Annotated in this window: 11 protein-coding genes and 1 other RNA gene; 3 read left to right on the plus strand and 9 right to left on the minus strand. The window is 36.1% G+C overall.

What is annotated here, in order from left to right; genetic code table 11:
* Nucleotides 1-157 precede the first annotated feature (157 nt).
* From ACFING_RS07010 to ACFING_RS07045, 8 genes are all read right to left on the minus strand, one after another.
* Nucleotides 158-1,186, minus strand: a complete 1,029-nt coding sequence (locus ACFING_RS07010) for a YeiH family protein (RefSeq protein WP_375630279.1) — start codon at nt 1,184-1,186, stop codon at nt 158-160.
* Between the two features lie 70 nt (nt 1,187-1,256).
* Entirely contained in the window at nt 1,257-1,865 is a 609-nt protein-coding gene (gene recR / locus ACFING_RS07015) for a recombination mediator RecR (RefSeq protein ID WP_375630280.1), read from the minus strand.
* 30 nt (nt 1,866-1,895) lie between these two features.
* Complete coding sequence (locus tag ACFING_RS07020; protein ID WP_375621202.1) at nt 1,896-2,219, minus strand: YbaB/EbfC family nucleoid-associated protein; 324 nt, start codon at nt 2,217-2,219, stop codon at nt 1,896-1,898.
* A gap of 14 nt (nt 2,220-2,233) precedes the next feature.
* Nucleotides 2,234-4,174, minus strand: coding sequence for a DNA polymerase III subunit gamma/tau (locus ACFING_RS07025; protein WP_375630281.1), 1,941 nt, complete (start codon nt 4,172-4,174; stop codon nt 2,234-2,236).
* 223 nt (nt 4,175-4,397) lie between these two features.
* Nucleotides 4,398-4,495, minus strand: an RNA gene (gene ffs, locus ACFING_RS07030) — signal recognition particle sRNA small type.
* A 1,594-nt stretch (nt 4,496-6,089) separates the two neighbouring features.
* The gene (locus ACFING_RS07035) at nt 6,090-6,497 is read right to left on the minus strand and encodes a hypothetical protein (RefSeq protein WP_375621204.1); all 408 of its coding nucleotides are present in this window, start codon (nt 6,495-6,497) and stop codon (nt 6,090-6,092) included.
* Between the two features lie 537 nt (nt 6,498-7,034).
* A complete protein-coding gene (locus ACFING_RS07040; protein ID WP_375611800.1) occupies nt 7,035-7,898 on the minus strand; it encodes a prephenate dehydratase in 864 nt (287 codons plus the stop codon).
* The gene (locus ACFING_RS07045; protein WP_375611799.1) at nt 7,895-8,626 is read right to left on the minus strand and encodes a 3-deoxy-manno-octulosonate cytidylyltransferase; all 732 of its coding nucleotides are present in this window, start codon (nt 8,624-8,626) and stop codon (nt 7,895-7,897) included. The genes ACFING_RS07040 and ACFING_RS07045 overlap by 4 nt, the downstream gene beginning before the upstream one ends.
* Before the next feature lie 125 nt (nt 8,627-8,751).
* On the opposite strand from ACFING_RS07045, the gene ACFING_RS07050 reads away from it, so the two are divergent.
* Nucleotides 8,752-9,315, plus strand: coding sequence for a c-type cytochrome (locus ACFING_RS07050; RefSeq protein ID WP_375611798.1), 564 nt, complete (start codon nt 8,752-8,754; stop codon nt 9,313-9,315).
* 926 nt (nt 9,316-10,241) lie between these two features.
* Here ACFING_RS07050 and ACFING_RS07055 read toward each other — a convergent pair.
* Nucleotides 10,242-11,036 carry a molybdopterin-synthase adenylyltransferase MoeB gene (locus ACFING_RS07055; RefSeq protein WP_375613322.1) on the minus strand — a complete coding sequence of 265 codons (795 nt, stop codon included), beginning with the start codon at nt 11,034-11,036 and terminating at the stop codon, nt 10,242-10,244.
* An 87-nt stretch (nt 11,037-11,123) separates the two neighbouring features.
* Here ACFING_RS07055 and gshB point away from each other — a divergent pair, with 87 nt between their 5' ends.
* Nucleotides 11,124-12,071, plus strand: coding sequence for a glutathione synthase (gene gshB, locus ACFING_RS07060; protein ID WP_375611796.1), 948 nt, complete (start codon nt 11,124-11,126; stop codon nt 12,069-12,071).
* Nucleotides 12,072-12,204: 133 nt separating this feature from the next.
* Nucleotides 12,205-13,251 carry a PstS family phosphate ABC transporter substrate-binding protein gene (locus ACFING_RS07065; RefSeq protein WP_375630282.1) on the plus strand — a complete coding sequence of 349 codons (1,047 nt, stop codon included), beginning with the start codon at nt 12,205-12,207 and terminating at the stop codon, nt 13,249-13,251.
* The last annotated feature ends 22 nt before the right edge of the window (nt 13,252-13,273 follow it).

The following is a 13,273-nucleotide window of genomic DNA, read 5'->3' on the forward strand; positions in this document are numbered from 1 at the left end:
ATCTTACGTTATTCGAGACTCTCATTCAACATACAAAACAGTGAATTATCATTATAAATCAGTGTGTTGTAGGTTTATGAAAGAACTGATTTTAATAATAATGAGGACTTTGGGTTGATTGCATACTACGTTGAAAAAATAATAATCAATGCACATTTTAAAATGTTATATGATTTAAATCATTCAATTGTATCATAATAAGGCTACAAATACCGAGAATAATTATGGAGCAGGTTGACGCCAAAATGACGCGCCATCCTGCTTTTTTTAGTGATCGGATATCAACACCTAATCCTAGTGCAGCCATTGAGATAACAGTAAACAATTGGGCAATAAATTTGATGGGATTGATAGCCTTTTCAGGGATAAGACCACTTGAGCGAACAAGCATCATGATAATAAAGCCAATGATAAACCATGGGACGAGGGTATGTAAACGCAAGCGTGTTTCTGCTGATCGGCGATAAATGATTGATAGAGTAAAAATAACAGGGCCTAACATGAGAACCCGTACTAATTTGACAATTGTTGCAATTTGAACACTTAGAAAAGAGACAGATGCTGTTGCTGCTAAAACCTGTGGTACAGCATACACAACCATGCCAGCAAGCACACCATATTGGCTGAATGACAAATTCAGAGATGGATGTAAAAAGGGTAGAAATAAAATAATAAGAATTCCTAAAAGAGCAGTGAAGGCAATTGACGCGGCTACATCGTCATGTTTTGCTTTTATGACAGGTGCAACGGCGACAATAGCTGAATTGCCACAAATAGCATTCCCACAAGCGACCAGCATTGCCAAATGTGTAGAAAGCCCGAAAAGTCGGCCGATGGCAAAGCTCAGGATAATCGTTACGAATATCACGAATATGATACTAGCAAGCAAATTCCAGCCAGCTGAAAGGACTGCGTTAATGCTAATGCTTGCTCCTAGAAGAACGATAGCAATTTCGAGAAGTGTTTTTGCACAAAAGGTGATACCTTTTTGAAAATATGTTGGCAAAGGAAAACAACTACGGATAATCGATCCTAAAAGAATTGCCAAAACAAGGCTTTCAAGCCATGCTTGTCCAAAAAGCTGTTTTTCTACGACTTCTAAGCCATAAGCTAAGGCTGATATGAGTAAACATACTAGAATACCAGGACCAAAGTCGTTTAAAAGTGAGAGTTTTTTCTTTATCACTTGGATATTTTCCCCATAAAAAGAAATAATAGTAAATTAAAGCGAGATAACAGGTAAGAGAAAGAAATTTTTAAAGATTTGTTCTTGCTTGTACAGCTGCTGCTAAAGTTCCATCATCAAGATAATCAAGCTCGCCTCCTACAGGAACACCATGAGCAAGTCGCGTAATTTTAACTGGAAAATTAGAAAGCTGATCAGTGATATAGTGAGCAGTTGTTTGACCTTCGACAGTCGCATTGACAGCAAGAATAATCTCCGTAATAGTAGGGTTTTGTACAACACGCTGTATTAAGGTGGCAATGTTGAGTTCGTCAGGACCTATTCCATCTAAGGGGGAGAGTCGTCCACCCAACACATGGTAACGTGCGGCTAAAGTTTTTGCGCGTTCAAGAGCCCACAGATCAGCAATATCCTCAACAACGATGATTGTTGTATCATCGCGGCGCAAATCTGTACAAATTGAACAAGGATCAATGGTATCGACATTTCCACAAACAGAACAAATGCCGACTTTTTCTATAGCTACTTGTATAGCTGCTCCTAAAGGTTCTAGCAATGTCTCTTTTTTTTTGATAAGATGAAGCGCAGCACGACGCGCTGAACGTGGACCAAGACCTGGTAACCGTGATAAAATCTGAATGAGACGTTCAATCTCAGGTCCTGCAATGTATTTAGACATATTTTTGTCCCACGGGAAAAATCCGTTTCATTAAAATGGAAGCTTGAAACCTGATGGGAGTGGTAGCCCTGCCGTCATACTTTTGGTTTTTTCTTCTATTGCGACTTCGATTTTTGTTCTTGCTTCATTATAAGCTGCCATAATGAGATCTTCAAGAATTTCAGCTTCCTCAGGTTTGAGTAATGAAGGATCAATTTGAATTGCTGTTATAATATTTTTGCCATTTAAAGTGATATGGACGAGACCACCCCCTGCAGTGCCCACAGCTTGCAGATTAGCTATTTCTTCTTGAATCTTCTGCATTTTTTCTTGCATTTCTTTGGCTTTTTTCATCATGCTCATCATTTCACGCATAGGAATAGGTATCCTTATTCATCATTGATATCATTTTTATTTTTAAAAATATCAGCATTTTTAAAGGTATTGGGGAGTAAATCAAGATCATTTTCTTCTTTATTAAGTCGAATATCGACAATTTTTGCTTCTGGGAAATGATTGAGGATTTTCGCGATATCAGGATCTGTTTCTGCATTGGAAAAAAGAGTCTTTTGAATCGCTATACTTTCCTCCTGTAAGGTTGGGCCACCTCCTTCATTAACAAAAGTTATTGTCCAGCGTTTTTCAGTCCATTGAGATATCTTTTTTTCTATATCATGAGCAAGAAATTGTGGGGTATTTTCAGAAAGTCTCAAGGTAATATGCCCAGCTTCAAAAGAAACAGGATGAACAAATTCTTTAACAAGGAGTTTGAAAGGAACGTCATTATGCTGTTCGGCTAATTGAACAATATCGTGCAAAGAATTAATCACGAGAGTTTTAGGTTCAGTAATCTTTTCTGTTTTTTGCATGACAGAATGCGATAAATTTGCAATCTTTTCAGAAAGATCAGTAGATTGAGAAGTTTCTAGAATTTCTGTTACTTCTTGAGCGCTGATTTTGTCATGGTTTTGATTTTTAACTAAATTTTCTGGTTGTAAGGAATGATCTAATTGGTTTTTCAAAGATGTTTTTAAATCTGATTGATCGGCTAATGTATTTGAAACGCTCGAGGAAGCATGGGCTCCGACCATTGTTTCTTTTGTTATATTATTTGCATTTGTAGATTCTTGATGAGAAGAGTTTTGAACCAGTGTGAGAGGCGTTTTTTCTTGCGTAAGCTTTTTTAAAGCCTCATCAAGAGTTGGTAAGTCAGCCGTGTGAGCAAGACGAATTAAAAGCATTTCAGCGGCTTGAAGAGGACGTGCAGTTTGATTAACTTCCTGTAAACCTTTGAGTAACATTTGCCAGTTTCGGGATAAAACAGGAACGGAAAGTTTTTTTGAAAAGTCTAAACTTCTTAAACGTTGTTCTTCAGTCAGAGAAAAATCTTCCACTATTTCTGGTGTAAAACGTAAACGTGTGACCAGATGATTAAAATCGGCTAGTTCTGTCAATATAGTAAGAGGATCAGCACCTGCTTCATACTGACTGCGTAATTCATGTAACGCATTGACAACATCGCCCCTCATGATAAATTCAAAAAGATCAATAATACGTGCTTGATCCGCTAATCCTAACATTGTACGCACCGCAATAGCATTAACATTGCCATTGCTATGGGCGATTGCTTGATCAAAAATGGATAATGCATCACGTGCAGATCCTTCTGCAGCACGGGCAATCATAGAGAGTGCTTGATCTTCTACTTCTACCTTTTCATATTTCGCAATTTGACGCAAATGTGCACTCAAAGCTTTTGAGTCAATACGTCGTAAATCAAAACGTTGGCAACGCGAAAGAATTGTAATAGGAACTTTGCGAATTTCTGTTGTGGCAAAAATAAATTTCACATGGGAAGGTGGTTCTTCAAGAGTTTTCAATAAACCATTAAAGGCTTGTGTTGAGAGCATATGTACTTCATCGATAATATAAACCTTATAGCGTGCAGAAACAGGACGATAGCGTATTTGTTCAATAATTTCACGAATATCATCAATGCCCGTATGAGAAGCGGCATCCATTTCTATAACATCAATATGGCGTCCTTCGATAATTTGTGTGCAATGTTCACCAAGAGAGTCCAATACAGTTGTTGGTTGGTCAATATCTTTTGTTTTATAATTAAGTGCACGTGCCAAAATACGTGCTGTTGTGGTTTTACCTACGCCACGAATCCCTGTTAACATCCACGCTTGTGCAATACGACCTTTTTCAAAGGCGTTGGTGAGAGTACGCACCATAGCTTCCTGACCAATGAGGTCAGAGAAGTTTTGGGGTCGATATTTACGAGCAAGAACACGATAGGCTGTTTCTACCGGTAAATTTTCCATGAGTATTTCCAACTTCGAAGTTCTTTATGCGTACATTTTGATAATACAAAAGCATAGATCAATACTGTAGTCTCATATAAAAGGATTTTTTCTTAATCAAATTATTTATGGGACAATTTGTTTAAAAATAACAAAACCCCTTTATTTACTGCATACAAATGCTGCTCTGAAGATTAAAAATACCTCGCTAAAAGACAGCATAAAAAATAATTTTTTCAGCAAAATAGGAGGTTGGAACGATGACCCGTACCAGAACTCGTTGGGGCTGCTTCTTTCCAGACCTGACCCAGTTGGCGAGTAGTTCGTCCACCACCAACCTCCCAAGTCCATATTGTCGATTTGGAATGAAAAATCAAGCTCAGAAACGAAAAATATCCTAAGAAAGACGAAGAATTTTCCTTTGCATTTAATTTATTGATATATAAACAACAAAGAGATTGTGGATTTACCAGTTTTTATAGCAGTAGCTCTGCATATTTATTTGGTATGAAAATATTTTTTCGCTTAAGATAGTCTGAATGTATAATTATCTCATTCGCTGAAACATGTAAGAGTTTTAGGATAGATACATCTGTTCTAAAACTACGAAATTGAATCATCAAAAATTTACAACAGTCAAAGAAGCAAATAAAGCAGATAGATCATGTAATTGGCTAACATTCGAAAGTCAGGGGGAAGAGTGCTATTTAAAGAATTATAAAATATTGCTTTAATGGTGTTGCTCCTCTATACAAAACAGAACATCCCAAACAGAATACATTTAATGTTATACATTCACAGGCTTTTGAAAGAGCGATTGCTCAATACTCTTAACTATATTTCAAACTCCACTCATAAATAGTATACATGCTTCCCTTGAGTTATAAATCTATTGTTGCGCTACCCTCTTTATGCTTAATACAAAGTATAAATTTTAGCCCTCATACTACTTAACAACTCCCAATGTTGCGATCCCTTGCACTTGAGAGGCTTTATAAGAAGCATTTTTATTCCTTTTTTAATCGTTTTTACTCACACATCACTCCCATTTGTAACTTTCAAGGAAACGATTTTAATTGATTCAATATGAGATTTAAGATGGGAGGATCTTACTTTATTTGTGGTTGTAATTCAGTATAAAAAATCGAACTCTTATAATGATAAGTCAATATATTAAATATCTTATAAGAGAACCACCTCATTTCTATAGTGAATGAGAATATAAAATATGTAATGTTTTTTCTTTTAACATAATATAAATATATAAATACTGAGTAGATGTTATCGCTCTTTTTTTGCGTGCTTGTTCTTTTAATTAAAAAACATTGATGTTTATCACAAGATGGATCAATATATGAATTTTCATTATTTGAGAAAAGGTTTCATATATTTTTAAGAGACTGTACTCATGCAAGAGAAGATGCAACATTAAACGCTATAGAAATAAGGGGGTACTGATTTTATAAGCATAAAAATGGTTCTTATTCGATATAAGCGACATTTTATAGTTTCAGATAATTATATTCTTTAATAAGGAGGGAAAAGCGAGATAATTTTTATAAAAAGCTGAATGAGTATGACTTAAAGTGCAGAGAGGAATGCATCTGTAGAGCAAATTTTACTTTTCTGTTTATCTAAGTGATTTGGGTATGGTGTGCTTTATATTACTTAAAATAAAGCAGTTGCGAAGATAGAAGTTATATTCTTATTAAAAAAATAGTTCTGATAGTAGAAAATACAGAACAATTTAAGTTTAGTCTTTTAGTTTTCGCAAAAGTTCTTTAATATCTAACCTTATAAGCAGCTTAAGGTTTGTCATATTAGGATAAAATACCTCTTCAGCGATTAGTTTTAATAGCTCATTATGCCGTATTTTGAAAAAAACACCTGAAAAAAAGAATAACTCTACTCAAATTTAGATGTTATAGAAATATTGTTAATCATAACCTCCTGTGTCACAATCTGTTCCAACAACTTTTTTGTTCGTAATATTTTTAAAAATATAATGTCCTGACCAAGGAAAACTTATATGAAGAGATTTTATATTTTTTAGGGTAAAGATTTTCTTTTCTTTATCATGGGTTATTTTCTTTTCATCATCAACAAAAATTCTCAATTTGTTTAAATCAGAAGGGGCAGAGTATGATAAAGTAAAGGATACTTTCTTCGGTTTAAAGGTATTACAAGAGTATTCAACTCCTTGCTGGAATGTATAGGATGGTGTGATCACAACACTTTCATCCCGCGCAAAATTCCATTTTTTTTCACCAAAGCCAGCAAATGCAACACTAGAGTAGGCGAGAATATTTGCGGCTAATAATCCTCGCGTGAAGACTTTTTTCATTATCCTCTCCTTTTTTCTAACGTGAGGTGAATCATAAATCAGTTTTTATAAAGATACAAGTTCAAACTTAACGCTAAAATCAGGGCTAAGTTGCATTTTCTAGTTTTAAACCATGTTTAGAATGATATTAATCTAAAAGATTCGAATGCTCTATTATGTATAATAATTTGAATTGTTTTGAGAGCTAATTTAGAAGTTCGTTATCTTTATTGGAATATTGTCAGAGGAAATGACTTTTCTCAAGAGGCTCTCTTTGAATATATAAAGGGAAATAGATGGTACAAGCGTTTTTATTTTTGGTTACTGTGTTTTTTTACACTGGTTTTTATACGAGTTGAATTGCGGTTTATCATGATATAATTTGTGAGAAAATATTATGAAAATAATTTATATATTCTATTACGAGCTGTTTTTTCTTCTTCAGTGTTTATGAAGGGTGTTGAGTAGAAAAAATGAGCCCTTTCAAGATGCGTTGCATTATGAAATTTTTACGATGCTTTTTGATATCAACAAAAAATGATAGCAGCTTAATTGCTTTTATATATACGATGTTCGATCGTTTTGTGCTGGATAAGTACCGATAATACGCAGTTCTGCAGAAAAGAAAGATAATTCTTCTAAGGCAAGTTTCATCATCGGGTCTTCAGGATGTCCTTCAATATCAACAAAGAACTGTGTTGCATTGAAATTTCCACCAATTTGATAGCTTTCTAATTTTGTCATATTGATACCATTCGTTGCAAATCCTCCCATAGCTTTATAGAGAGCAGCGGGGACATTGCGCACTCGAAAAAGAAGACTGGTGATGATTTTTTCGCCATTTTGAGGTTTGGGGACATGTCGTTTGGAGCGTGAAAGGATGACAAAACGGGTAATATTATGAGGGTTATCTTCAACATCTCTTTCAATAATATCAAGTCCATAGAGTTCTGCTGCGATTAAAGGTGCTAAGGCAGCCTGTGAACGTTTAGCATTTTTTTTAATAAATTTTGCAGCTCCAGCGGTGTCAGCAGAAACAACAGGTTTCCAACCGTTGTTTCGTATGATTTTTCGGCATTGTGCAAGGGCATGCGTATGGCTGTGGACGGTTTTAATTTCGTCATGTGTAACGCCGGGCAAAACCATGAGTTGAAAATGGATAGGTAAAAAATATTCATCAATAATATAAAGAGATGACTGTGGTAAAAGATGATGAATGTCTGCAACGCGTCCCGCAAGGGTATTTTCAATAGGGATCATAGCAAGATCAGCTTTCCCGCTTTCCACTAAATTAAGGGCGTCTTCGAAAGTAGCAGAGGGAACAGCATCCATATTGGGGAACATATTGGAGCAAGCAATATGGGAATTAGCGCCGTATTCTCCTTGGAAAGAAATTTTATTGGTTTTTTTAAGTATTTTCATGCTAAAATCTCACAAACTCTATCGAGATCATGTTGTGTGTCTACACCTAAGGGAATTGTATCGACTATTTCCACATCAATACGCATATTGTTTTCTAATGCACGTAATTGTTCAAGTTTTTCACGTTTCTCAAGTGGTGAGGGTTTGAATGATACAAATTTCTCAAGTGCTTCGCGCCTATAGGCGTATATTCCAATATGGTGATAAAGAGGACCCTCTCCATAAGGTGCTTTGGCGCGCGTAAAATAAAGAGCACGAAGGCGATTTTGAGAAAGCGGTGTACCAATGATTTTGACAACATTGGGATCTCTTGTTTCATTTTCTTCAATGATTTTGGCACCCAAGGTTGCAATATCAGTAAAGCTATTTTCTAAAGGGCGTAGCGCACGAATGATTTCACGAGGCATGATTGTGGGTAAGTCACCTTGTATATTTAAAATGGCGTTGTAGCGTTGTTCAGGATCAATGCGCACTAAAGCTTCATAAATACGATCAGATCCAGACTTATGATCACCTCGTGTTATGATATATTCATGCCCATAATCTGCAACAGCTTTAGCGATATCATTATGATCTGTTGCAACGATTGTACGTCCTATTCCAGCTTTTTTGGCTTGTTCTGCGACATGAACAATCATCGGTTTTCCGCCAATTTCAGCGAGAGCTTTTTGAGGAAGACGGGTTGAGCCCATACGGGCAGGAATAAGAATAATTGTTTCAAGAGCCATTGTAAGATTCCCAATGTCATCTGTGATGCATTTATGATGTTGTGTGTTATAAAGAAGATGTTGTGTGTTATAAAGAAAAAGCTTAAACTAAAAATGGTAATAAAATCGTGAACATTTGAGTTTTTATGAATCGCTCGAGATTTATTTATTTTATTTGTGCTTGTTTATGTGTGCTGGTCGCTATTGTGGGGATTTTCACACTCAGCAATATAGTTTACGATCATCCTACATCAGTCCAATATCATCATACAGTTGCCAAGAATGATATATTTCAAGAAAAACAAAAAGCACCTGATGTTTCCCTATCACTAAATAGCCGCCTTCAACAAGGCAATTTTGAAAATGGCCGTAAAGTTTTTCGCCAATGTGCCATATGCCACACATCTGGACGCAATGAAGCAGGGCGTGTTGGTCCAGTTCTCTGGGAGATTGTTAACCGCCCTTTGGCATCAGCAGCAGGTTTTGCTTATTCACGGGCATTACGTGCTCATTCTGATCAAAAATGGGATTTTGTAACGTTAGATCGTTATTTACATTCTCCACGTGAAGCTTTTCCTGGGACCATTATGTCTTTTCGTGGAATTAAAAATGACCAAGATCGTGCCGATCTCTTGCTTTATTTACGCAGTTTATCCGATCATCCTGTTCCTTTACCAATGGATAATAATAAAGCGAACGAGCCAAATTAACTTATACCATAGATGTTAATTTTAGAAAGAAGTCTGATTTTTTTGTAATTTTAGTTTCACAGTTTTATAAAAAGAGCTCTTATTGATGTTTTGTTAGGGGGGAACGCCCCTCACGCAAAACAGAACATATTTAACATTGCATATTTACTCGCTTATTTTAAAGAGATCTTTTATAAAAATGCACTCTTTACGCTGTCGTCTGTGGATTGGTTTTCAAGATTTGTGTGCTTCACTTTTTCTACATATACTTGTCTGTGAAATTATTGCTGAAGGATTATCAATTTATGAGCCGCAGCTTTCTGCTTCTGAATGCAATAATTATGTAATTAAAGCTCTCCATGAGGTTTATCTCAATCCTTCTATACACATCAATCCCTATGTACTTTTACATCAAGTCCCATGTATTTTTCTTATGAACAGAGACAATTGATTGTTCTTATACGTGCAATAATCCTAAGCTGCATTTTATGATGCTCGATGAATAGACGTTTTCTCTTGAGGTTAGAGATGTACGGACAGATCATTGACCTTTTATAGTATCGATCACTAAAATATGACTTAAATTATTTATTTATAGGTTATGGTTTGAAGTAAGCACTTTCATGTGAAACAATTTTTATGTGTGAATAGTAAAATAGTTGAATAGAGTTCTGCTGATTGTATTTTTATCTACGTCGAAAATTTTTTACACAAGAATACTGATAGCAGCTGCGTTCCCACGAGTCTCTGTCCATTTATAGACGATGACATGAAATTATGCTGATAATCCATTATAGAGAATTATTTTTTCACAAAAGGTTTGCCATATTTGTGATAAATTTAATAGGTTTCATTGGTTACAATGTTTCGATGACTTGCGATAAAATTAATTAGTATTTCAATACATATTGCGAGAGTGCTAAAAATTAGTGGAAGAGAGGACATAATCATGATTCTCCAAGCTTCTTAATAACTATGGTATTTTCTTTATAATTTGAGCGTTTATAAGTAATAATATTAAATTGCGCTAATAATCCATTATAGAGAAGAATCTTTCCTACTAAGGGCTCTCCGATGTTTGTGATCATTTTAATAACTTCCATTGCTTGTAGGGTCCCAATAACGCCAGGTAAAACACCGATGATTCCAGTTTCAGCGCATGTTGGGATAGTCCCGTGAGCTGGAGGGGTGGGAAATAAATCGCGATAGTGAGGATTATTGTCTTTATACGGCATAAGGACCGTTAATGAGCCATTAAAACGTTCTACAGCACCGCTTATTAGAGGTTTTTTGCATTGGGCAGCGTGATCAGCGAGAAGATAGCGTGTGGTAAAATTATCACTTCCATCAACAATGATGTGGTAAGCATTGAGCAGTTTATCCACATTACTTTTATCTAAGCGTAGGGTGTGTTTTTTAACTACAACATGGGGATTTATTGCTTTTATAGTGGTTTCAGCACTGTCTGTTTTGCTTTTGTTGATTGCATTTGTTTTATGAATAACTTGGCGTTGTAAATTGGAAAGTGAAACGATGTCGTTATCGACAATTCCAAGGGTTCCAACACCTGCGGCAGCCAAATAGGTTAAGACAGGAGCACCAAGACCACCCGCGCCTACAACAAGAACACGTGCTGTTTTTAGCTTTTGTTGCCCTGCACCACCAATCTCAGGCAAAATGATGTGGCGTGCATAGCGTTCGATTTCTTTGTTGTTTAATTTTATATCTGTTTCTTGTGTCATAAATTTTCTCTTGTCATAGTTCTTTTATTGTTTACTAAGTTTATGATGCATAGACCAGTCTGCTTTTAGGATAGAGAGGATTTATTTATGAAAATTGCCATTCAGATGGATCATATTTCAACAGTTCGGATTCAAGGAGATACGACATTTGCACTCGCTTTAGCAGCCCAAGAACGTGGACACTCTCTCTTCCATTATACACCAGATCGTTTATCTCTATACGATGGTTGTGTGATTGCACGACTAGAGCCATTGATTGTACATGATAAAGAGGGAAGCCACTATCGATTAGAAAAGCCTGTTCGTACGGAATTAACAGATATGGATGTGGTTCTTTTACGCCAAGATCCACCTTTTAATCTCAATTATATCACAACAACTCATTTGTTAGAGCGTATTCATCCTAAAACACTCGTTGTGAATGATCCTGCATGGGTACGCAACAGTCCAGAAAAAATTTTTGTTACTGAATTTTCTGATCTGATGCCAGAAACATTAATTACCAAAGATATTGAAGAAATAACAGCTTTTAGAGAGACATTTGGCGATATTATTGTTAAACCACTTTATGGGAATGGGGGCGCTGGTATTTTTTATTTAAGACAAGATGATCGCAATTTAGCATCATTGTTAGAAATGTTTGCAGAAATTTATCACGAACCTTTTATTGTTCAGCGCTATTTAGAGGCAGTACGAAAAGGAGATAAAAGGATTATTTTGCTTGATGGTACACCTGTTGGAGCTATTAATCGAATTCCGACAGAAACAGATGTGCGCTCTAATATGCATGCTGGAGGTCGCGCGGAAAATGTGGAGTTAACAAAACGTGATTATGAAATTTGTGAACGCATTGGTCCAGCCTTAAAGGAACGCGGTCTTCTTTTTGTGGGGATTGATGTGATCGGAGATTATATAACAGAAATTAATGTGACGTCTCCTACGGGAATTCGTGAAATTAAACGCTTCTGCGGTACGGATGTTGCTCATTTGTTTTGGGATGTTATTGAGTTCAAGCGTTCAAATGAATTTATTTGACAGAGGACAAAAACATGGTTTTAAAAAAATGATCCATGTTGTTTTTTATATTTGTTATGTTGCAAATGTGAACTAGAATGACCGTATAATATAAATTAAGAGGCTTTGTTTTCAATTTTTAGGGAGTTTATAGATGAACAAAGTATTATCAATTGGAGTGGGATTGATTTTTGCGCTACTGCTGTCAGCAAATGGAGGCAATGCGCGCGATCAAATACAGATTACTGGTTCATCTACAGTTTTACCTTATCAAAAGATTGTTGCTGAAACATTTGGAGAAATTTATCCCCATTTTAAGGTTCCGGTTATCGAATCGGGAGGAACAGGAGCTGGTATTAAGGAATTCTGCCGTGGTATTGGGGAGAACACTGTTGATATTGTTAATGCTTCGCGAGCAATGAAACCGAGTGAATTACAGTCTTGTTTTGATGCTGGTGTAAAAGATGTTGAGGAAATACGTATTGGGTATGATGGCATTGTTTTTGCAACTGATATTAAGGGACCTGATTGGAAATTACAGCCAGTAGATGTTTATAAAGCCCTTGCTGCTCGAATTATTATAGACGGAAAGTTGCAACCGAATAATGTTTTGAAATGGAGTGCAGTCAATAGAGCTCTTCCTGATTGGACGATAGCAGCGTATATTCCTGGGGAGAAGCATGGGACACGTGAAGTTTTTGAGGAAAAATTACTTACTAAGGGGTGTAAAGAGAGTGGGGCAGTTGAAGTGATGAAGTCTTTAGGAATGGATGATAAGGAGATACACACTGCTTGTATTGCGGTACGTAAGGATGGAAAAGCGGTTGATATTGATGGTGATTATTCTGAAACATTTGCGCGTCTAACTTCTAATAAAACAGGGGTTGGTATTTTTGGTTTGTCTTTTTATCAAAATAATGCTGATAAACTAAAGGTTGCCGATATTAACGGTTTTGCGCCAACAGTTGAGACGATTTCTAGTGGACAATATCCGGTTTCTCGTCCGCTTTTTTTCTATATTAAGAAAACACATTTAGGTATTATTTCAGGTTTGCGAGAGTATGTTGACTTTTTTCTTTCTGATCAAATGATTGGTCCAGAGGGTCCTTTGGCTGAATATGGTTTGATTGTTTCTCCTGAAAAGGAGCGTCAAGCACAGCGTTCTGATTTTTCTGCTGGTCGAGTAATGACATTGAAATAATTTGCAGGGAAAATTTGTTGGA

This window comes from Bartonella sp. AP150HLJHH, assembly GCF_042196385.1.
Classification (GTDB): domain Bacteria; phylum Pseudomonadota; class Alphaproteobacteria; order Rhizobiales; family Rhizobiaceae; genus Bartonella.

Excerpts from the sequence above, each read along its gene's own strand:
- ACFING_RS07025 (WP_375630281.1), bottom strand. The coding sequence starts at position 4,174 with ATGGAAAATTTACCGGTAGAAACAGCCTATCGTGTTCTTGCTCGTAAA.
- recR (WP_375630280.1), bottom strand. The coding sequence starts at position 1,865 with ATGTCTAAATACATTGCAGGACCTGAGATTGAACGTCTCATTCAGATT.
- ACFING_RS07045 (WP_375611799.1), bottom strand. The coding sequence starts at position 8,626 with ATGGCTCTTGAAACAATTATTCTTATTCCTGCCCGTATGGGCTCAACC.
- gshB (WP_375611796.1), top strand. The coding sequence starts at position 11,124 with ATGAAAATTGCCATTCAGATGGATCATATTTCAACAGTTCGGATTCAA.
- ACFING_RS07040 (WP_375611800.1), bottom strand. The coding sequence starts at position 7,898 with ATGAAAATACTTAAAAAAACCAATAAAATTTCTTTCCAAGGAGAATAC.
- ACFING_RS07020 (WP_375621202.1), bottom strand. The coding sequence starts at position 2,219 with ATGCGTGAAATGATGAGCATGATGAAAAAAGCCAAAGAAATGCAAGAA.
- ACFING_RS07050 (WP_375611798.1), top strand. The coding sequence starts at position 8,752 with ATGAATCGCTCGAGATTTATTTATTTTATTTGTGCTTGTTTATGTGTG.
- ACFING_RS07055 (WP_375613322.1), bottom strand. The coding sequence starts at position 11,036 with ATGACACAAGAAACAGATATAAAATTAAACAACAAAGAAATCGAACGC.
- ACFING_RS07065 (WP_375630282.1), top strand. The coding sequence starts at position 12,205 with ATGAACAAAGTATTATCAATTGGAGTGGGATTGATTTTTGCGCTACTG.
- ACFING_RS07035 (WP_375621204.1), bottom strand. The coding sequence starts at position 6,497 with ATGAAAAAAGTCTTCACGCGAGGATTATTAGCCGCAAATATTCTCGCC.